This is a genomic window from Brevundimonas pishanensis (assembly GCF_022750635.1).
GTDB lineage: Bacteria > Pseudomonadota > Alphaproteobacteria > Caulobacterales > Caulobacteraceae > Brevundimonas > Brevundimonas pishanensis.
Genome location: NZ_JAJKBG010000001.1, coordinates 641,857 through 661,888, shown reverse-complemented (window position 1 = coordinate 661,888; position 20,032 = coordinate 641,857). Strand labels below are relative to the sequence as shown.

15 protein-coding genes and 1 tRNA gene are annotated in these 20,032 nt (G+C 62.8%); 8 read left to right on the top strand and 8 right to left on the bottom strand.

The genetic code is table 11. The annotated features are described in order from the left end of the window. Positions 1-17 precede the first annotated feature (17 nt). The 3 genes from LOX95_RS03195 to LOX95_RS03185 all read left to right on the top strand — a co-directional run bounded on the left by LOX95_RS03195 (position 18) and on the right by LOX95_RS03185 (position 3,676). Positions 18-758, top strand: coding sequence for an NYN domain-containing protein (locus tag LOX95_RS03195; protein WP_242913000.1), 741 nt, complete (start codon positions 18-20; stop codon positions 756-758). 75 nt (positions 759-833) lie between these two features. Next, the gene (gene cobT / locus LOX95_RS03190; protein ID WP_242912998.1) at positions 834-2,702 is read left to right on the top strand and encodes a cobaltochelatase subunit CobT; all 1,869 of its coding nucleotides are present in this window, start codon (positions 834-836) and stop codon (positions 2,700-2,702) included. Beyond that, a complete protein-coding gene (locus LOX95_RS03185; protein ID WP_242912997.1) occupies positions 2,699-3,676 on the top strand; it encodes an esterase-like activity of phytase family protein in 978 nt (325 codons plus the stop codon). Before cobT ends, LOX95_RS03185 begins: the two co-directional genes overlap by 4 nt. Here LOX95_RS03185 and LOX95_RS03180 read toward each other — a convergent pair. The 3 genes from LOX95_RS03180 to LOX95_RS03170 are packed head-to-tail and all read right to left on the bottom strand — an operon-like array spanning position 3,673 to position 5,437. Continuing rightward, a complete protein-coding gene (locus LOX95_RS03180; RefSeq protein ID WP_242912995.1) occupies positions 3,673-4,263 on the bottom strand; it encodes a demethoxyubiquinone hydroxylase family protein in 591 nt (196 codons plus the stop codon). The two genes, LOX95_RS03185 and LOX95_RS03180, sit on opposite strands and share 4 nt — an antisense overlap. A 9-nt stretch (positions 4,264-4,272) precedes the next feature. Next, positions 4,273-4,812, bottom strand: coding sequence for a disulfide bond formation protein B (locus tag LOX95_RS03175; RefSeq protein ID WP_242912994.1), 540 nt, complete (start codon positions 4,810-4,812; stop codon positions 4,273-4,275). Between the two features lie 46 nt (positions 4,813-4,858). Beyond that, positions 4,859-5,437, bottom strand: a complete 579-nt coding sequence (locus tag LOX95_RS03170; protein ID WP_242912993.1) for a YqaA family protein — start codon at positions 5,435-5,437, stop codon at positions 4,859-4,861. Between the two features lie 234 nt (positions 5,438-5,671). Between LOX95_RS03170 and LOX95_RS03165 the strand changes: the two genes are divergently transcribed. The 5 genes from LOX95_RS03165 (at position 5,672) to LOX95_RS03145 (ending at position 8,662) form a co-directional block, all read left to right on the top strand. Continuing rightward, complete coding sequence (locus LOX95_RS03165; RefSeq protein WP_242912992.1) at positions 5,672-5,881, top strand: hypothetical protein; 210 nt, start codon at positions 5,672-5,674, stop codon at positions 5,879-5,881. Positions 5,882-5,934: 53 nt separating this feature from the next. Continuing rightward, complete coding sequence (locus tag LOX95_RS03160) at positions 5,935-7,044, top strand: isoaspartyl peptidase/L-asparaginase family protein (protein WP_242912990.1); 1,110 nt, start codon at positions 5,935-5,937, stop codon at positions 7,042-7,044. A 70-nt stretch (positions 7,045-7,114) separates the two neighbouring features. Continuing rightward, entirely contained in the window at positions 7,115-7,384 is a 270-nt protein-coding gene (locus LOX95_RS03155) for a hypothetical protein (protein ID WP_242912989.1), read from the top strand. An 83-nt stretch (positions 7,385-7,467) separates the two neighbouring features. Beyond that, complete coding sequence (locus tag LOX95_RS03150; RefSeq protein WP_242912983.1) at positions 7,468-8,475, top strand: fumarylacetoacetate hydrolase family protein; 1,008 nt, start codon at positions 7,468-7,470, stop codon at positions 8,473-8,475. A gap of 102 nt (positions 8,476-8,577) precedes the next feature. Continuing rightward, positions 8,578-8,662: transfer RNA gene (locus tag LOX95_RS03145), tRNA-Leu, on the top strand. Between the two features lie 46 nt (positions 8,663-8,708). On the opposite strand, the gene LOX95_RS03140 is transcribed toward LOX95_RS03145, so the two are convergent. From LOX95_RS03140 to LOX95_RS03120, 5 genes are all read right to left on the bottom strand, one after another. Then, the gene (locus tag LOX95_RS03140) at positions 8,709-10,538 is read right to left on the bottom strand and encodes a LuxR C-terminal-related transcriptional regulator (protein ID WP_242912978.1); all 1,830 of its coding nucleotides are present in this window, start codon (positions 10,536-10,538) and stop codon (positions 8,709-8,711) included. Then, positions 10,535-11,725, bottom strand: coding sequence for a beta-barrel domain-containing protein (locus LOX95_RS03135; protein WP_242912977.1), 1,191 nt, complete (start codon positions 11,723-11,725; stop codon positions 10,535-10,537). The genes LOX95_RS03140 and LOX95_RS03135 overlap by 4 nt, the downstream gene beginning before the upstream one ends. Next, a complete protein-coding gene (locus LOX95_RS03130; RefSeq protein ID WP_242912975.1) occupies positions 11,718-13,835 on the bottom strand; it encodes a type I secretion system permease/ATPase in 2,118 nt (705 codons plus the stop codon). The genes LOX95_RS03135 and LOX95_RS03130 overlap by 8 nt, the downstream gene beginning before the upstream one ends. Further along, positions 13,832-15,112: a TolC family protein gene (locus tag LOX95_RS03125; RefSeq protein WP_242912974.1), complete on the bottom strand. Its 1,281-nt coding sequence runs from the start codon at positions 15,110-15,112 to the stop codon at positions 13,832-13,834. The genes LOX95_RS03130 and LOX95_RS03125 overlap by 4 nt, the downstream gene beginning before the upstream one ends. A 122-nt stretch (positions 15,113-15,234) precedes the next feature. Beyond that, positions 15,235-19,908, bottom strand: coding sequence for an Ig-like domain-containing protein (locus LOX95_RS03120; protein ID WP_282452625.1), 4,674 nt, complete (start codon positions 19,906-19,908; stop codon positions 15,235-15,237). Between the last annotated feature and the right edge of the window lie 124 nt (positions 19,909-20,032).

The window sequence follows — 20,032 nt, the reverse complement described above, 5'->3', positions numbered from 1 at the left end:
GTGATTACTGTCGGCGTATGAACGACGCCCGTATCCCCTACACCCGCCCGATGCGACTTGCCGTCCTGATTGATGCCGAGAACGCCTCGTCCAAGGTCGCCGATGGCCTGTTTGCCGAGATCGCTTCTCTAGGCGAAGCGTCCGCACGGCGCATCTATGGCGATGCGGCCAGCCCCGCCCTGCGCAACTGGGTGTCGATCCTGCCGCAATGGGCGCTCCAGTGGCAGCAGAATTTCCAGAACACCAAAGGCAAGAACTCCGGTGATATTGCTCTGGTCATTGATGCGATGGACCTGATGCATTCAGGACGGTTTGACGGTTTTTGTCTCGTGTCGTCCGACAGCGACTTCACCCGTCTCGCCGCCCGCATCCGCGAGCAGGGCTATCCGGTTTACGGCTTTGGCGAGCAGAAGACCCCCGAGAGTTTCCGTCAGGCCTGCACCCGTTTCATCTATCTCGAAAACCTGATGGAGCCACTTGAGGGGGCAGAGACAGAGCCTGCGCCATCTGCAGACAAACCCGCCCGTCGCCCGCTCAAGGCTGCCGAAGACCTGATCATCAAGGTCATGCATGATGCCGATGACGACGGCGACGGATGGGTGGCCTTAGGCCTGATCGGCAACCGCATGCGAAACGCCTATCCCGACTTCGACCACCGCAGCTATGGCTTCGCCAAGCTGTCCTCGCTCATCAAGGCCTCCAAACGTTTTGAGGTGGTGCAGTCTGCGGGCAACGGCCTGAACGTCCGCCTGAAATAGGACCGGCTTCGGGCGAAGGTCGGACAAACAGCGTTTGCCTCTTCTCCCGCGCGCGGCATCGTCTATGTATGGCGCATGGCCGGACCAGAGACACCGCAGGAAACATTTAAGCGCGCCTTGGCGCATGCCGCGCGGGCGCTTGCCGAACATCCCGAGCTGGAAGTTCACTTTGCCTCTGACGGGCCAAAGCTGGTCGGCAATGTCCTGACCCTGCCCCATCCGCCGCGCGATCCATCCTCTAACGAGGGTGCCTCGGCGCGCGGTCAGGCCGACCGTCTGGCGCTGAAACTGGCCAACCACGACCCCACCATCGACGCCAAGGCGCGACCGCTGGACCGCACCGCCGCCGAGGTGTTCGACGCCATCGAACAGGCGCGTGTCGAAACCATCGGTGCGCGCAAACTGGCGGGCGTTCGGGCGAACCTTCGGGCTGCCCTGACTTCGCGGCTGGAACGCACAGGCGCACTGCGGGCCGAGGCTGACCGCATTCCCTTGAGCGAGGCCGCCGCCCTTTTGGTGCGCGAGCGGATTATGCAGGCCCGCGCCCCCGATGCGCTCGGGGCTATGCTCGACAAGGTGCGCGACGATCTGGAAGCCCGCGCGGGCGATCAGTTCGACGCCCTTGCCGCTGCTGCTGATGACCAGAAACTGTTTTCCAGTCGCCTGAACGATTTGCTCCGCGCCCTCGACTTGGAGGCAGGTTCGGCCGACACGCCTGACAACTCCGAGGACGAAGGCGAGGACGAGCCGGACGAGGCCCAGCAGGACACGCCCGAGGAAGACGAAGAAGAGGAAGACGGCGAGGCCGAAGGCGGACAGTCGCTGGAAGGCAGTGCCGACGAGCAAACGGCCGAAGAAGAGCGACAAACCCGCCCTGATGGCCGTCCTGCCGATGCCGAGGGCGAGCCGGGCGACGAAGATCCCGAACTGAGCGAGGGCGCGCAGCCCAACCGCAACGAGTCGCAGGATGACGGCCGCAAGGTCGATTTCTACCACGCCTTCACCACAGCGTTCGACGAGGTGGTCGACGCTGCGGACCTGTGCGACCCGATGGAGCTGGATCGTCTGCGGGCCATGCTGGACCAGCAACTCACCTCGCTCGGCAGCGTCGTCTCGCGGCTCGCCAACAAGCTGCAACGCCGCCTGATGGCACAGCAAAACCGCTCGTGGATGTTCGATCTCGAGGAAGGCATGCTGGATACGGCGCGCCTGACCCGCGTCATCACCGACCCCAGCAGCCCGCTGTCGTTCAAGATGGAAAGCGAAAGCGCCTTCCGCGATACGGTCGTGACCCTGTTGCTGGACAACTCCGGCTCGATGCGTGGTCGCCCGATCATGGTCGCCGCCGTCTGCGCCGATATTCTCGCCCGCACGCTTGAGCGTTGCGGCGTGAAGGTGGAAATCCTCGGCTTTACCACCCGGGCATGGAAGGGCGGACAGAGCCGCGAGGCATGGATCAATGCCGGCAAACCCGCCAATCCGGGCCGCCTGAACGACCTGCGCCACATCATCTACAAGGCCGGTGATGCCCCATGGCGCCGTGCCAAGAAGAACCTTGGCCTGATGATGCGCGAGGGGCTGCTGAAGGAGAACATCGACGGCGAGGCCCTGCAATGGGCGCATAACCGCCTGCTGGCCCGCAGCGAGCAACGCCGCATCCTGATGGTGATCTCGGACGGCTCGCCCGTCGATGACTCGACCCAGAGCGCCAATGCCGCCCTGTACCTCGACAAACATCTGCGTCAGGTCATTGCCGAGATCGAGAACACCTCTTCGGTGGAGTTGCTTGCTATCGGGATCGGCCACGACGTCACCCGCTGGTACAGCCGCGCCCTGACCATCAGTGACGTGGAACAACTGGCCGGTGCGATGACCGAAAAACTGGCCGAACTGTTCGACGCCAATCCCGCCAGCGCCCAGACCCGCCGACGCAAAGCAGCATGAACCGCAAACTCTATCTGTCCGCCCTCGCCTGCCTGACGCTGGCCGCCTGCGCCAGCGCCGCGATCACCTCGCAGCCGTGGACTGATAGTTCTTCGACGGCTTCGTGGACGGCCCAGCCCGCCAGCACCCGCACGGTGGGGCTTGGCATTGGCGGCTCGGTTCTGGCCGACGGCGTAACGTTCGTGGGCGGGGTGCAACTGCTGACGCCAACCCTGTCGCCTTTGCGTAGCCTGTCAGACCTGAAGCTGGTGGGCGAGGACGGCTTCGTGACGGTCTCGGATGCAGGCGATCTGATCCTCGGCCAGATCAAGCTGGACGATGGGGGCAAGTTGATTGGCTTGGACCAGTTCCGCAGCCGCCGACTGTCGCTGACGGACGGTTCACCCATTACCGAAAAGGTCGATGGCGATGCGGAAGGTCTGGCCGTGCTGCCCAATGGCGAGGTTCTGGTCAGCTTTGAACGGGATCACCGCATCTGGAACTATGGTCCGCTGGATGCCCCGCGCCTTCCTGTCAGCGCGCCGCGTCCGGTATGGCCGTTCAACGAGAATGGCGGCATGGAAGCCCTCGCCGCAGGCGACAATATCCAGTGGCGCGTCGCGGGCGAGGATGGCGGAATATGGGACTGCACGCGCGTCACCTGCACCCTCGTACAACTGCCGCCGGCCGAACCGCTCAAGGACAGCCAATATCGCATTACCGGTATGGACCGTGATCCATCGGGGGATGGCTATTGGGTGGTTCAGCGCTCGTATGCGCCACCGCTGGATGCCCGCGCGCGTGTGCGCCACATGGCAGAGGATGGCACGCTTGGTCCGGTCATGGTCGAACTAAAACTGCCGGGCACGACCGATAATTTCGAAGGCATCGCTGCAACAAAAAGAGGCGGGAAAACCCGCCTCTACATCCTGTCGGACGATAATGAGAACCCGCTACAGCGCACGCTGATGCTGGCGTTTGATATCAGCCGTTAAACGCGCTCGCTGATCTTGATCGCAGCCTTGCAGCCGATCTTGATGACGCTGCTCAGCAGGCGATAGGCCGGTGCCTCGCGGCTGCCGTGGGCAATCGCATGGTCGTGGTGCATCAACTCTTCGTCGCGAAACTGCGTTAGTTCGGCAGCCAGTTCCGGATCGCGTTCTTTAATCTCGGCAATCTGGTCAGCGTAGTGTTTTTCGATCACGCTCTCCACCGCTTCGGTGCAGGCGTGGGCGGCCTTCTCGCCGAGCAGAGCCGTACCCGCACCCAGAACCGTCGCAGCTACCTTCCACACCGGGATCATGGCGGTCGGACGGACCTGATGCTCGTTCAAAAGGGCGTTGAAGCGGTCGAGGTGGACCTGTTCGTGCCCTTCCATCTCGACCAGATCGCCTGAAATTTTCTCCTTGCCGGCGCGGTCACCAAGGATGGCGCGCTGGGCGCGGTAGATGTTGACGGCGGCAAACTCACCGGCGTGATCGACCCGCAGGATCTCGGCCATGCGACGCTTGTCGGCACCGGCACCTGGACGTGGCAAGGGCACGCGGCGGGCTTCGGCAACATTTTGCGGAGTGTCGGTCATATCCGGATCCTACTTACGCGGGGCGCGGGCGTCTTTAGGACGCTTCGCCGCCAACAGGCTCATAACAACCAGCGCCATCGAAACCACAAAGTTCCACGCCGCCATCGACAGACCAAGGAAGCTCCACGCGATATCGCCGCATCCCGTGATCGGAGCCACCTCGACCGATCCGTCGAGAATACCGGCCAGATTGCCGAAATCCACGTCCAGCGGATTACCGGCAGAACAGGTGGCCGGAAGCGCCCACCATTTCAGCTCTCCGCCCGCATGATAGCCTGCGGTGATGGCACCGGTGATGAACACCAGCGCCAGCACGAAAGCCGCAAGGCGCGGAGTGCCGCGGCGCGAACGGCTGATGAGGTGCCACAGGGTCGCCGCACCCGACACAACCAGAGCCGCCCAGTAAACCTCGCGCTGCTTCAGGCAAAGATTACAGGGGTCCAGCCCGCCAAAACGCTCGAACGCATGCGCAGTACCCAGCATGGCACCGGAAACCAAAAACGCGACGAGCGTCCACCAGCGTTTCAGATTGGAATAGAGAGCCTTCATAGCGGGCAGTCTTAGCCGCCTATTGGGTGCCCGTCATCAGCGCTCTTTAATGGACGAACTTCACAGCCAGAAGACCGCCCACAAGCAGTACGATCAGCAGCACGGTAAACAGGGCCAAACGCTTTTCCACGATGGCCAGCATGGGCTCGCCCCAGCGTTTGAGCACAAATGCCACCAGGAAGAAGCGCATCCCCCGCGTCAAGACGCACAGGGCAATGAACAGCGCCAGATTGAACTTGAAGATGCCCGCCGAAATGGTGATCAGCTTGAACGGAATCGGCGTCAGTCCCTTGATCAGGATCACCCACGCGCCATGCTGCTGGAACATGGCTTTAGACGTCTCGAACGCCTCGGCCTTTCCCATGGTGGCCAACATCCACATGCCCACGGGCTCGAGGAAATGGCCGATCAGATAGCCGAGCAGTCCGCCAAGCACCGAGGCCACGGTACAGACCGTCGCATAGAAATAGGCCCGCTCCGGTTTGGCCAGAACCATTGGGGCCAACATCACATCCGGAGGGATGGGAAAGAAAGAGCTTTCAGCGAAAGACACCGCTGCGAGCGCCGGTGTGGCACGGCGATGGCGGGCCAGTGAAAAGACCCAATCATAAAGCTTACGCAGCATCTTCATCTCGGCTTGGCAGCGAAGAGGTCGACCCTAGCAACCTGTGATCCCAAACGCGAGGCATGAGCCTCCAACTGCGGCTGTATGACCATCTTGTCCTTTAACCTTATACAGCATAGCTTTTGCTCGACGTTTTCGCGCCGCCCGCGCGTCACGTTGTTAGTATCCGCCAGTCTGGTTGCGTCCGTGTTCAAGCGTCCTCGAAATCTCCAACCTTTGCTGTCGAGTCTCGCCATGCCCATTCAGACGCCGCGCTGGCTTCCCTGGCTCAGCCCGCTGACAGCTATGATGGGTGCCTGGTTTGTTGGCGTCCGCGCTATTCAGGGCGGCTTCTGGGCCGTGCTGTGCGTGGCTCTCGTCTGCGCCATCCTGCCCTTCATCGGCTTTCGCATCTGGTACCGCGTGCGCACCAAGTTCCAGTCCGAGATCGCTCAGGGCGGGTGACAAACCAGCCCTCCCACCGTATCTGGCTTAGCTGGGTAACGGAGGGATTTTGGATGAAACTGTCTGTCGTAAGCGCTGTGCTCGGCCTCGGCCTTGGTCTGATGGCCACGCCTGTTATGGCCAATGATGCTGCGAGCGAAAGTCGTTGGGCACTGGCCATCCACGGCGGCGCAGGCGTGATCGAGCGTGCGCAACTGAGCCCCGAGCGTGACGCGCTGTATCGCCAGGGGCTGCAACAGGCCCTGGACGCCGGGCAGGCCGTTCTGGCCGCGGGTGGATCGGCCCTCGATGCTGTCGAAGCCAGCGTGAAAGTGCTGGAAGACAATCCGTTGTTCAACGCCGGCAAGGGTGCGGTCTTCACCTCCGACGGTCGCAACGAGATGGATGCCGCCATCATGGACGGCACCAATCTGAATGCTGCCGCGGTTGCTGGCCTGACACGCACGCGCAATCCGGTTCGTGCTGCGCGCGCGGTGTTGGAACGTTCGCCCCACGTCATGCTGATCGGGGAAGGTGCCGAGGTGTTCGGCGATTCCGTCGGTCTGGAAAAAGTCGATCCCTCCTATTTCTTCACCGAGAGCCGTTGGCAGGCCCTGCTCAAGGCTTTGCGTGATGCGGGCTCGCCCTTGCCGGCCCGTCCGCGCGGTGCACCTCCGGAGCCTGTCACCACCGGACCTTCGGCACCTCTGGCGTTCAACCTGAACGATGCGCCGCTGGACGAGCGCAAATTCGGTACGGTTGGTGCCGTCGCTCTGGACCAGCAGGGGCGTATTGCCGCCGCCACCTCTACCGGCGGCATGACCGCCAAACGCTGGGGCCGCGTGGGCGATGTGCCGGTTATCGGTGCCGGTACCTATGCGTCCAACGCTGAGGGGTGCGCCGTGTCGGCGACGGGTGCAGGCGAGTATTTCATCCGCGCCACGGTCGCCCGCGACATCTGTCACGGCACGGCCAGCGGCCAGACCCTGCAGCAGGCCAGCGATGCGGAAATCACCGAAGTTGGCCGTCTGGGTGGGGACGGCGGCGTCATCGCGGTGGCCCCCGACGGCACGGTCGCCTTCTCGATGAACACATCGGGCATGTACCGCGGTACCGTCTCCAGCACTTCGGCCGCCCGCGTGGCAATCTACGCAGACGAAGAAGCCCCGAGCGTTCGCCAATAGTCGGCTGCCCACTGGCCCTCCTTCGCGGGAGGGCCTATCTGCAGCCCTCTTTGAAACCGAAATGACCCCGATGGCCCACGAAAACGAACTGTCCGAAATGGCTCTCGAAGAACTGGACGCCGCCTGCGGTCTCCACTTCGTCGAGATGAAGAAGATCACCCCCTGGGGCGACACCTATGAGGCCATGGCTCCGTCCGGTCGCGAGGTCGAGGTCGAACGCCGATACCTCTGGGATAACGGCATCGAAGGCAGCGCCATCGTCGTCGAGGTCGAGGTCCGCGATCCTGCATTGCAGACCGGTGCCGAAGCCCGCGCTGTGATTTCAGCCCCTATCAACTGAACAAGCTGGACAGTATTGCCGGATTTCGCAAACGGGCGACAGAATCCGTTTGCGAAATCAGCATTTACGACTAGCTTTGTTCCATGAAACTCGCATCGCTCAAGCATGGCCGCGATGGCCGCCTCGTTGTCGTTTCCGATGACCTGAACTGGTACACGGACGCCTTCCTGATCGCCCCCACTCTTCAGGCTGCTCTGGATGACTGGGATCGTTGCGAGCCTCTGCTGCGCACCTTGGCCGAGAGCCTTGAGCACGAAGCCGTACCGCGTGGTCGCTTCCACGAGCGCGAAGCGGCCGCCCCTCTGCCCCGCGCCTATCAGTGGGCGGACGGTTCGGCTTATGTGAACCACGTCGAACTGGTCCGCAAAGCGCGAAACGCGGAAATGCCCGCGACCTTCTGGACCGACCCGCTGATGTATCAGGGCGGCTCTGACGGTTTCCTCGGCCCGCGTGATGCGATCCCTCTCAAGGACGAAGCGTGGGGCTGTGATCTGGAAGCCGAAATCGTCGTGGTGACCGGCGACGTTCCGCTGGGTGCCAGCCGCGAGGAGGCCCTGTCAGCCATCCGCCTCGTCGGCCTCGTCAACGACGTGTCGCTGCGCAACCTGATCCCCGGCGAACTGGCCAAGGGGTTCGGCTTTGTTCAGTCCAAGCCTGCCAGCGCCCTGTCGCCTGTATTCGTGACACCGGACGCTTTGGGCGACCGCTTCAAGGACGGCAAATTGCACGGCCCGCTGCTTGTCAGCATCAACGACCAGCCGTTCGGCAAGGCCGATGCGGGCGTCGACATGACCTTCGACTTCGGCACCCTGATCGCGCATCTGGCCAAGACCCGCGCCCTGTGCGCCGGTACGATCATCGGTTCGGGTACGGTATCCAATAAGGACGCCGACGGTGGTCCGGGTCGTCCGGTCGCCGAGGGTGGTCTGGGTTATAGCTGCATCGCCGAAGTCCGCATGGTCGAGACCATCCAGCAAGGGGCGGCCCAGACCGGCTTCCTCAAGCACGGCGACGTGGTCCGCATCGAGATGCTGGATGACAAACATCACAGCATTTTCGGCACCATCGAACAGACGGTTTCGCCGGTATAATCACACCGTCAAGCGCCGCTCCTTCGGGGCGGCGTTTTTCTTTCTCAAAGCGGATTGACCAATGCCCGCGCATCGCTAGATTGCGCCTCCTTCCCAGACCGTGCCGGTGTGGTGGAATTGGTAGACGCGCCGGACTCAAAATCCGGTTCCGCAAGGAGTGTCGGTTCGAGTCCGACCACCGGCACCATGGGTTTCCCCGACAATCAGTCACTGCAAGCGACTTGGTCGCGGGGTCAGCCTGCCCGCTTGGCGTGGATGGCCAGATACTGCGGGCCGACGATCCTCATAAGGTCTGCAAGTGACCTTGCACCCAACCGGTCCATCAGGTGGGCGCGATGGGTTTCGACGGTTCTGGGGCTGAGATTCAGATTGGCGGCGATGACCTTGTTGGTGCCGCCTGCCAACAGGCCGTCCAGCACCTGCCTCTCGCGCAATGACAGGCTTTCGAGACGGTCGATCTGTTCAACCGGCACCTGTGCGATCGGATCACGCGGCGGCAGGGCCGCACGGATCGCCGCGCGAATCTCTGCTCGATCCGTCTTGGCCGAAAGGACGGTGGTCGCGCCATGGCGCATCATATCCACGATATCGGCCATGCTGACCTGCTGCTGGGCAAGCACCAGCCACGGGAAACGCTCGCGGTTCTGGGACAGCATGGGCAGGGCCGTCTTCAACGCTGCGCAAGCCCGCTCGGCCCGAATGACAATAAGTCCGCGCCGCAGGTCCTGCTGTACCACGGCGAAGGCTTCAAAGCTGTCGAAGCGGCGCACCCGGACTTCTAGCGTGGCTAGGGCGCGTTCCTTGGCGAAATAGCCCTGATCTACCTTTCCCGCCAGATTGATCAGATAGACCCGCTGTTCCATGCGGCGTTGAAGGAGCGAGAAGACGCCGCCGATCTGCCGGACCACGCCATCGGCATCGGGAATGGCGAAACTCATCATATGGACGTGACGCTCCACCCCTGCGGCAGTGGTGAAGGTCCAGACATCCTCTAGCGGAAGCCCTTCGACCGCACGCCCCAAAGCATCGTCCGCCCGCTCTCGCTGTTCCGGTGCCAGATGCATCAACCAGTCCGCCCACAGTTCGGGCGGACCGTCTCGGGGTAGGCCCCAGTCGTCGCCCGCTTGGGGGTTCAGAGCGCGCACCCGTCCGGTCTCGACGTCGACGATCCATCCAAACTGTTCGCGTCCGTATCGGTCGACCGGGCTGCGTTCGGCACCGCGCTCGGTCAGGAAAGTGGAAGCCGCAGTCGCCGCTTCGTGCCAATGGTGGATATCGGTGCCCGTGCCCGACCATGCATGGATGCGCCCCTTGGCATCGGTCAGGGGCGTAAAGTGCAACAGGCACCAACGGGTCGTCTGGTCTTTGGTGCGCACTCGCACCTGCATTTCGAAGGCTTGGCGGCGGCTGGTGTGTTCGTGCATTTCCGCCACCATCACAGCCAGATCGGGTGCCAGCATCAGCTTGGCAGGTTCAACCGTCTCCAAGCGTTCGATGCCAAGGAACTGTCGTCCGAGACGGTTGATCCAGACGGGTCGGCCACTGGGATCACTTCGCCAGAGGAAGCGCGGCCGCTGGTCCATCAGCGTGAGCAGGGTTTCCTCGCTGGCCTTCACAGCCTGCTCGGCCAGTTTACGGGCCGAGATGTTTACCAGCAGATTGAGCCGCCCCTTGATCTGGCCATCGCGGTCGCTGAGGGGCGATTGCATCACCTGCCACCATTCGGGCGTGCCGTTGATGGGGATCATGGTCTCACCGGCGCCTGCCTGATGGCGGATCAAGGCCTTCCACAGAGGATCGGAGATTTCTCCGACCGCCTGCCCCTGCACTAGTCGTCGATCGGGAAATGCTTTTTCAAACGCCCCGTTGAAAAACAGCCGCCCTGCGCTGCCCCAAAGAATAGCCGCCGGCAGCGGAAGAGGGAGTAGATTCGACAGTGCCGCCAACAAGCCCTCGTCCCACGTCTCCAGCGATCCCATCGCATGTTGCGACCAGTCACGGATCAGAATGCGCTGCCCCTCGGGGTAGGCCTCCAGAGCCAAGGCATAGGGCGGCGCGCTCATGTCAGCCTCGCCTTCAGAAGCGGCTTCAGCAGATAGGACAGGACGGTGCGCTCACCCGATTGCACATCCACCTGGGCCACCATGCCGGGACGGATGGGGAGGCGACGGCCATTCTTCTCCAGCCATGCCCGGTCCGTCCGGATCAGCACGCTGTAGAACGCCATTTTGCCGCGTGGCGTGTCCTCTTCGATCGTGTCTTCGCTGATCTGTTCGACGCTGCCGGGCAGGTCGCCATAGACGGTATAGTCGTAGGCGGTGATCTTCACCCGCGCAGGCATGCCCTCTCGTAGGAACGCCACGTCGCGCGGCTGGATCTTCACCTCGACCAAGAGTTGGTCCTCTACGGGGGTCAGTTGCATGATCGCCTGACCCGGCTGAACCACCCCCCCGCGCGTGGTGATCATGATCTCGTTCACCCGCGCCTTGACCGGTGCGACCAGTTCGGTCCTGTCAAGCTGGTCGCGTCTCTGATTCAAGATCTGGGTCTGGGCCGCCAGTTCCGCCTTCTTGGCCGCCAGCTCCGAATACGCTTCCTGCATATAGGTGTTGCGTACCTCGGTCTGGCGTCCGGTCAGGGCGGCAATGTCCTTACCCAGTCTGAGAGACTCCACCTCGGACACCACGCCGCGCTGGGCCAGCGGTTTGACCAGCGACAACTGCTGTTGGGCATAGCCGGTTTCCGACGACAGGGCGGCCAGCGTGGCATTCAGGTTCTGCCGACGGGCGCGGAACAACGCCCGCTCGGACGTAATCACCGGATCGTTGGCCGGTATCGACGAGGGGAAGTTGATCTCGGTCTGGCCCAGTACCTCGGCTTCCAGACGTGCAATAGCGGCCGTCAGAGCGTTGACCTGTGCCGCCGTTTCTCCGGCCGCCGTGTTGAAGCGGGTATCGTCCAGCTTGGCCAGAACCTGGCCCGCGTCGACGACCTGTCCCTCGCGTACCAGCAGGTCGCGCAGGATTCCGCCCTCAAGGCTTTGAATCACCTGAACGCGGCTGTTGGGAACGATCTTGCCTTCGCCGCGGACCACCTCGTCCACCGTGGCCCACGACGACCAGACGACAAAGGCAAAGACCACACCGACACAGGCCCACAATATGGGGCGAGCCAGCGGGTGGGCCTCGCCCTCACGCGTGTCGGCAAGCGCGCGGCGAAGCTGACGGGTGACGGCGGCGTTCCTAGCCATTGGCGGCACGGGCCTCCCCTATGCTGGCACCCGTGGTTGGCCCCGAGCCCACGACGCGGCCGTTGGACAGGGCCACCATGCGGTTCGTCAGCGTCAGGACAGAGCGGCGATGAGTGGCGATGAAAACCGTCCGCCCTTCGAGCCAATGGGCAAGGAAGCCGAGCAGGCGGTTTTCGTTATTCTGGTCAAAGGCCGCGGTCGGCTCATCCATCAGGACGATGCGCGGGTCCTGCAGGATCACTCGCGCCAGACCAATGGCCTGACGCTGGCCGCCCGAGACGCTGTTGCGTCCGACAAGCGGCAGGTCCAGCCCTTGCGGGTGAGCGCGCACATAGACGCCTAGTCCCACCGCATCCAGCGCATCCAGCAAGTCCTGATCGGAGTGACGCGCACCATCAAGCGTCAGATTATCCCGCAAGGTGCCGTGGAACAGCACCGCATCTTGGGGAAGGTATCCAATGGCTTGCCTGCGGTCGGCAGGATCGATCTGGGTCAGGCTGATATCGTCCAGCAGGACACGGCCTGCCGTAACGTCGCCTAACCCCGACAGCACTCTCAGCAAGGTGGACTTGCCTGCACCATTATTACCGATCAACGCCACCCGCTCGCCGGGCATGATCTCGAGCTGGTTTATATCCAGGACAGGCGCGGCTTCCGGATCAAACCGGACTTCGACGTTTTCCATGCGGAAATGCCCTCGAATGTCGGTCTTGCGCGTAAAGCTTCGGTCCTCGGGGCGCTCTACGGGGGCGGCCATCAACTGGTCCAGCCCCTCGAGCGCAACCTTGATATACTGCCAGCGCGACATAATGCCGACGAACTGGTTGGTAGGGGCCACAGCACGCGACACCAACAGCGAGCATGCCACCAGCGCGCCCATGGTCATCTGGCCACCCGCGATCTGATAGACGCCGATCACCACCGCGCCGATATAGGCCAGTTGCTGAACGCTGGAGCCGATAGAGGAAAGGGCTGTCGACAGACTGCGGCTCTTGAGGCCGGACGAGGCCAACGTGGCCGACATCAAGTCCCACTGGCGCAGATTACGCCCCTCGCCGCGCGCGGCCTTCAGGCCTTCGAGGTTATCGACCGTCTCCAGCAGGAGACCGTGTTTCACCGCGCCCTCGCGCAGGTTCTCGCGCGATAGTTCAGCAAGCTTTGCCTGCATCAGCCAGGCCGGCACGATCATCAGAATGACGGCTGCGGCAGGGGCGAACGCCACCGGCCCACCCAGAACAGCGATCACGCCGATGAACAGCAGGATGAAGGGCGCATCCGAAATCGCCGCGACCGTCGAGGCCGTGAAGAATTCGCGCACGGACTCAAACTCTTTGACCTGACTGGCGAAGGCTCCCGTCGATCCCGGCTTGGCCGAAAGACGCACCGCCATCACCTGTTCAAACAGGCGGGACGAGAGTTTCAGATCCAGTGACTTGCCCGTCGCTTCTAGCAGATGGGCCCGCAACTGGCGCAGCAACAACTCCAGCAGAATGGCGATAATGGCACCGGACGCCAGCACCCACAGGGTGGGGAAGTTTGAGGTGGGGACAACGCGGTCATAGACCTGCATCGCAAACAAGGATGTGGCGACGGCCAGAAGGTTGGCAAAGATGGCCGCCGCGCCGACCTCGATAAAGTTGGGCCAGGCCTCCGCCACCGCACCGCGCAGCCAGTGGCGCTTGCCAGGGCGGGCATAGGCACCGGCCCGCTCGTCGCTGCGATATATGGGGCGGGCAAAGACCATCTGGCCGGAATAGGCGCTGCGCAGTCGCTCCATACTGATGAGGCTGGCACCCCCATCGGTAAAGGCGCTGAGGACGATGGCGTTGTCGCCATCGCGACCGGCAAAGACGAGACTGCGTCCGTTCTTCAGGAGCACCAGCGTCGGGAACAAATCTTCGGGCACATCATCGAGCGCCAGAGGCACGACGCGTGCCGACAAACCCGCGCGGCGCATGGCCCGCCGGACCTGATCCAGCGGCAGCCGTCCGTCTTCCAACGGCAAGCCGTCCCCCAGCATGGCGGCGGTCGCCTTGCATCCCAGCTCTGCGGCCAGCAGGCTAAGGCCTTCTCTTAGGGGATCAACCTCCGGGGGAAGAGGACGTGTCATCGGCTGGCACGCTCCATTGCCGGAGCGAAGCTGTCGGCCAGAAGGCCGAGTTGGGCGGCCACTCGATACTGGGTCCGGAGGCGTTCAATCGTCAGTTCGACGATCTGGCGCTCTGCCTCGAAATACTCGTTCTCCATCAGGACCAGATCCTGAATGTCGCGACGGCCGACGATGAATTGCTCGGCATAGGTGGTGCGCACACTGTCCGACTGGCTGACTTGGTCGGCCAAGGCATCGATACGGCTGTCCAGTGCGCGGTCGCTCACCTGCAGGGAGGCGACCTTGCGCTTCAACTCGCGCGCGATCGTTTCGGTGCCCAGTTGGGCGGCGTCACGGCGCGCCTCTTCCAGACGCGGACGCTGGAAGGCGGACAGGCCCTGCTGGGTCGACATCCGAAGCCGCAAACCAATGGAGGAATCGTCAATCAGACGCCCGCCGATCTCGCGCTTTTGAACCGATCCCTCGACCACCAGTCGCGGCAACGCCGAGGAGCGCGAGTTACGATAGGCCGCATCGGCAGCTTCGGCATTATAGACCGCACGTTTATAGAGCGGCGAAGCGGTGATGGCGGCCTCCAACTGAGGCTCTGTAGCAACCTGCGCCATGAAAGCCGGTTGATCCGGGATCAGCACCCGCGTGGCGGGATAGCCGACGACGACTTCAAACGCGCTCTCGGCCTCGGCGAGGTCCCCGTTCAGGCGTGCGCGTGTGGCCTGTGCCGTCGACAGAGCCAGACTGGCACGGCCCAGTTCTGCCTGATCGGAGAACCGGCCCGCGACCCGCTCCTGAGCCATGGACTGAAGTCGGGTGAGGCGTTCGACGTGCCCGCGCGCCAGATCAAGTTGGGCGCGGCCCTGCGCGATATCCAGCCAAAGCTCGACGGTCTGAAGGGCGATATCATCCCGCTTGATGCGATAGTTGGCGCGTTGCTCCGCGGTAAGCGCATCGGCGCGATCGACGCTGCTGCGGACTTGACCCCAGTCATACAGGGTTTGCGAAATGCTGACGTCATAACCGACGCCGGAAGACTCCGGACCTGCGGAGGCATTAATGGCGGGCAGATAGCCGTTACGCGCAATATCGCCCTCCACCTCGGCGACTTCGACCTCGGCCAAAGAGGCGCGGGCTGCCGGATCGCGGCGCAGGGCCTCGCGGACAGCGGCGGCCATTTCGGCCTCTCCCGCCGGATCGCGTGCCACAGCCTGAGTGGTCCCCAATGCACCCAGACACAGAGCGACGGCGAGGCTGCACGAAAGGGAAACCTTGGAAACCTGCACTTTATGCCCCCACAGCAGATACGAACGACTCAGATTGAAATTAGATAACGCTGAAATATGGAATTGAGTAGCAAAGCTTTGTGCTGGTCGGCGGCACCCGTGCACGGGTGCCGCCGCCTGCGTCACAGGGTCTGAAGGTGATCGTCGACCGGCGTGCCCCAGTCTTGCGGGACAGCCAGGTCGGGCAAGGGTTCGAATGCCGGATCAAAGGCCGTGTGGGCCGGTGCCAGACTGTCGCCTACGTCACCGATCACCTGTTCGGTATCTTCGAGCACCGAGTGGGCCAACGAACGGAAGCTGTCACCGGAGCCATCAAGGTCGAACGCATCATTGGCTGCGCCCTCCAGATCGCCGAGTAGAGCCTGCACATCGATACCCTCATCGCCGACCTCGAAGGACTCGGCGAGATAGGAGAACGAGCTTGCTCCGCCGCCACCCAGCAGTGTGGTCAGCGCATTGACGGTGAGCAGGTTGCCAAGCGAGTCGCTGGCAGAAGCGCCCCAGACATCGGTGGCCGTCAGGGTCGTGGCGTTCAATACGCCCAGACTGAGCAGGGACTCATCGAACAGGCCGCCGTCACCATTGGTCAGGTGCACGGTCCGCAGGAAGAGGTTGATCTGCTCGTTGTCGAGCGTAAGGCCGTTGGCAGCGGTGACTTCCAACCGGATACCCGGCAGCACGACACCCAGAACACCATCCAGCGGGACCAGTTTGACCGTGTAACCGAGTGCATGGGCCAGGGTTGCATCATAACCGAAGGCAATCTGGCTGAGGCTCACGCCCACCAAGGAGCGGAACTCCAGCGACACCTTCGCCAGATTGTTGTCGGGGTCGGCGACGCTCAGATCCTGTTGGCCCAGGTCATAGTCGGCGAACGTCCCGCCAAGCAATGGCTGCAGAAGGGCCGCTTCCGCGCCGAGGGCGGGTGCACCATTGGCCGACGGATTGCCGATGTTATCGTCGCTTACGATCACCGTCGACTGACCGGCGTCGCCATCCCCGTCAACGAAGCTTCCTTCGATCGTCAGGTCAGCGGCGGGCGGAGCACCTGCCGGCTGGGTTGCACTGTCGACCACCAGTTTACCGTCCAGCAGCAGCCGGGAGATAATGCCCAGATCGCTGGCTCCTGCCCCGACCAGATCCACACCGGCCAACAGGATTTTGTGGTCCACCAGCAGGGGGTTGTAACCGCCGCTGAAACCACCGCGATAGGCGATGTGGATTTCCGTGCCCTCTGCCGTCTGCACAAAATGCAGGAAGTTGGTCAGATTGCCCGCGCTCTGGCCGATACGGCCTTCACCCAGCAGGATATCGGACAGGTCGAGGATATCTCCGCCACTTGCCAGTGCAGCGGCGTTGAAGTCGGTGATCACATCCGTCTCCACCACGCCCAGCGCGATATCACCCCGCTCGAACCGGAAGACATCGCTGCCTTCGCCGCCGGTCAGAATGTCGTTGCCGGCACCACCGATCAGAATGTCATTGCCGGCTCCGCCATTAAGGGTGTCATTGCCCGAGCCGCCGCGCAGCAGGTCGTTGCCGCGCGCGCCATTGAGGATATCGTCGCCCCCATAACCATAAATACGGTTATCGAGCCCCTGCCCCAGATTGACGTCCAGACCGTTCAAGGTGTTCGCATTGTCGTCGCCTTGGCGGACCTCGTTGGGCAGCACACCATTCAACAGGTTATTGGCCACGCCCGCATCGATCAGGGTGAAGTCGATCGCGTCACCCTCTTGGCCCTGTGCGTCGACGACCCGCGCCGTCAAGCTCTGGAACAGCGACAGATCGATGGGCAGCAGTCCACCCAGAATGCTCGGATTGAGCGTCAGGGTGCCCAGAAGTTCATTCAGCTTGAATGCATCAATGGTGCCGCCCGTAGTGGTGCTGGAAATAGTGATGCGACCACTGTTCAGGCCCGTGCCCGGGATGACTCTCAACCCCAGTTCATCGGCCAGCGCGCCGTCCCAACGGAACGGACTACCGCTGAGCAAGGTCAGTCCCGAGAACTCCAACTCCAGGCTGGTGATGTCATTGTCGGCATCGGCGACCGTAATCGCCTGATCTTTGGACAGACCGACAATGCCCAGCAGATTCAGCTGGAGAACATTTCCCAGTCCCGAACTGCCACCGACATCGACCAGCGGTGCTGTACCCGGCACGGATGGCGGGGGAGTAATACCCGTGACCAGAACGTTATATTCGCCCGTCGTGAGGTTTACGGTAACCGTCTCGCCCCGCGTGGTTGTCAGCAGCAGATTGCCTTGATCCAGCGCGTAGGAGGTGATGGTATCGGAGGTGCCGATAACATCCAAAGTACCTTCAGCCTCAAGGGTAAAGGTCACGCCATCGACCGTCACGCTCTGCAGCGTGCCGCCGTCCAGACCCACATCCACCAACAGACTGCCGGCTAGAGTGGTTGGACCAGCAGGCGCGAGCGTGATCGGTCCGCCGTTCAGTGGCGCACCGTCCTCGACATTGATCACGAGGGTACCGGTGGAGGAACCCGATGCGTCGGTGACGGTGACCGGAATATTGATAGCCTTCACATCAGCATCAAGGTGATCGATCCCGCTGTGAATCTGGAGCGAATAGGCTCCGGTCGCGCTCATGCTCACAGACAGAACAAGGCGCGTTCCTGCCATGCCTTGCAGCGTGCCATCGGCTGCGAACTGCCAGGTGATGGCCTCGCCTTGCGACGTCAGGCCCTGAGCATCCGGGAGGCCGAGAGTGACCTGACCATTGACGGCGTTCGAGAAGGCCAGTTGCCCGGTAACGGCAACATCGGGGATCATCTCGCTCAGTTCGGCTTCATTGGTGCCAATGGTAATCCCGCCGGTCGTCGAAATGTCGAACGTCACCGCAGTCGAGGCTGGGCTGACACGCCCGTCCGGTGCGGTGATGACCGCCACCACCGAATAGGCACCGTCAGGATAGGTCGATCCCAGATTGATGCTCGCATAGCCGAGGGCAATGTCGTCACCGATGATGACGTGGGTGACCTGATAGGTGTCGGTGCCGGACGTCATGGTGACCGTGATGGTCTGACCAACGTCGGCCCCTTGCGGCAGGCTGACGCGTGCCTCGATACCATCGGCCAGTTCACCGGCGTCCACGCCGTCTGCGGCCTCGTCAATCGTCAGGTCGGGGCGACCCAGCGGGGTACCGCCATACGATCCCTCGTCGCCCGACAGGTTGAAGGTTACCGGCGTGGATGGGGGACTGTCGCGACCGTCAGCGGTGCGCAGGATCGCCACGACGGAATAGAAGCCGTCCGCATAGGTGGCACCGAGGTTAATGTTGGCATAGCCCAGTGCAATATCATCACCGATGACGACGTGGGTAACGTCGGTCGAGACCCCGTTCGAGGTCAGTGTGATGACGATAGTGTCACCCACATTGGTGCCGCTCGGCAGACCGACACGGGCGTCGATCCCGTCATCGAGATCGACCGCGTCAATGTCGTCCGCCGCTTCGGGAATATCGAGAGTGGGCGTGCCCAGCGGCTCGGGCTCGACACCCAAATCGGGCGCGGTAGCGGTTGCCGGCGCAGAGGTATTGCCAGCCGCATCCTTGAGAACGACGCTGACGGTCCCGCCCTCGGTCTGGGCCGGATCAAGCGTTACGCTGAATGTGCCATCCGGATTAACGCGCCCCGTACCGATAACCGCGTTTTGAGCGTCGCGCACCTCGACGTCCGCTCCGGCTTCACCGCGACCCGACAGGGTGTCACCATCCGCTCCTACCAGCAGATCGGTCGGCGCATCCGGTGCCGTGAGGTCCGGAGACACCGCCGTCGTCGGCGCGGAGTCGTTGCCTGCAGCGTCGGTCAGCACAACGCTGACGCTGCTGCCGTCAACTTGGGAGGGTTCGAGGGTGACGGTGAAGGTCCCGTCCGCGCCAACCTGTCCGGTGCCGACAACCGCGTCCTGGCTGTTCCTGATCTCGACCGTGGCCCAAGCTTCGCCCTTGCCGGTAACCGTCTCGCCGTCGGCTGCCACGACCACATCCGTCGCCGCGTTAGGGGCGGTCAGGTCGGGGGCCGTGGCGCTGGACGGGGTGGAAGTGTTGTTGGCGGGATCAGTGGCCGTGACCGATACCGTTTCGGAGTTAACGAGCGCGGGGGAGAGAGTGACGGTGAACCGACCGTCATTGCCGACCTGGGCACTGCCGATCACAGCACCGGCAGCATTTCGCACCGTGACAGTCGAGCCGGGCTCTGCGGTACCGCTAAGGCTTGTGCCGTTCGCCGCAAATGTCAGCCCTGTGGGCGCTGCAGGCGGCGTTGTGTCGGGTAACGGACTGTCGAACGTCGGAGCGTCACTTTCCTGCGAAAGTGCGGCCGCGAAACCGGCGGCCATCAACCCTCCGACGACTGCAGCCGCGCCGCCGCCGCTGGAGCCCTCGCGTCCATCAGGGCTGTTGGTCAGGCTTTCAAACGGGGCCGGTTCCGCGACTTGGGTGGAATACAGCCCCATCGGGCCGTCGGAGACGACCGCGGTCTCCATAGCAACGACGCCGCCATTGCCATCCAGCAACAGCAGGTGCTTGGCCTCGACACCGGTATAGAAGTTCTGGACCGTCAGGATTTCGCCATTAGGGCCATAAACCAGCAGATCGGCCCCTTGCCGGACCATGCCGGTGATATTTCCGGCCGCTTCACGCAGGAAGATACGGTCAGCGCCAAAGGCATCAAGGACGCCATTGGCCTGCACCGTCTGGCCCGCGCTCGAGGGCGCGCCAAAAGGGACGAGTTTCGCAAGGACAGAGAAGGGATTTACGACGGCAGTGGGCATGGGGGGTGCTCCGGATCAAACGCATTACCTGCGCACGTTGCCCCCTAAAACGTTACATACCCGTGTTACGTTGCTAGGTAGTATTACTGAGTATTTGCCCGCAAATTCCTGTTTAACTTAGTTT

Bases quoted from the DNA above. Each gene is read 5' to 3' on its own strand.
- cobT (WP_242912998.1), top strand. From the start codon at position 834: ATGGCCGGACCAGAGACACCGCAGGAAACATTTAAGCGCGCCTTGGCG.
- LOX95_RS03120 (WP_282452625.1), bottom strand. From the start codon at position 19,908: ATGCCCACTGCCGTCGTAAATCCCTTCTCTGTCCTTGCGAAACTCGTC.
- LOX95_RS03185 (WP_242912997.1), top strand. From the start codon at position 2,699: ATGAACCGCAAACTCTATCTGTCCGCCCTCGCCTGCCTGACGCTGGCC.
- LOX95_RS03140 (WP_242912978.1), bottom strand. From the start codon at position 10,538: ATGAGCGCGCCGCCCTATGCCTTGGCTCTGGAGGCCTACCCCGAGGGG.
- LOX95_RS03195 (WP_242913000.1), top strand. From the start codon at position 18: ATGAACGACGCCCGTATCCCCTACACCCGCCCGATGCGACTTGCCGTC.
- LOX95_RS03150 (WP_242912983.1), top strand. From the start codon at position 7,468: ATGAAACTCGCATCGCTCAAGCATGGCCGCGATGGCCGCCTCGTTGTC.
- LOX95_RS03135 (WP_242912977.1), bottom strand. From the start codon at position 11,725: ATGGCTAGGAACGCCGCCGTCACCCGTCAGCTTCGCCGCGCGCTTGCC.
- LOX95_RS03155 (WP_242912989.1), top strand. From the start codon at position 7,115: ATGGCCCACGAAAACGAACTGTCCGAAATGGCTCTCGAAGAACTGGAC.
- LOX95_RS03180 (WP_242912995.1), bottom strand. From the start codon at position 4,263: ATGACCGACACTCCGCAAAATGTTGCCGAAGCCCGCCGCGTGCCCTTG.
- LOX95_RS03160 (WP_242912990.1), top strand. From the start codon at position 5,935: ATGAAACTGTCTGTCGTAAGCGCTGTGCTCGGCCTCGGCCTTGGTCTG.
- LOX95_RS03175 (WP_242912994.1), bottom strand. From the start codon at position 4,812: ATGAAGGCTCTCTATTCCAATCTGAAACGCTGGTGGACGCTCGTCGCG.
- LOX95_RS03165 (WP_242912992.1), top strand. From the start codon at position 5,672: ATGCCCATTCAGACGCCGCGCTGGCTTCCCTGGCTCAGCCCGCTGACA.
- LOX95_RS03170 (WP_242912993.1), bottom strand. From the start codon at position 5,437: ATGCTGCGTAAGCTTTATGATTGGGTCTTTTCACTGGCCCGCCATCGC.
- LOX95_RS03130 (WP_242912975.1), bottom strand. From the start codon at position 13,835: ATGACACGTCCTCTTCCCCCGGAGGTTGATCCCCTAAGAGAAGGCCTT.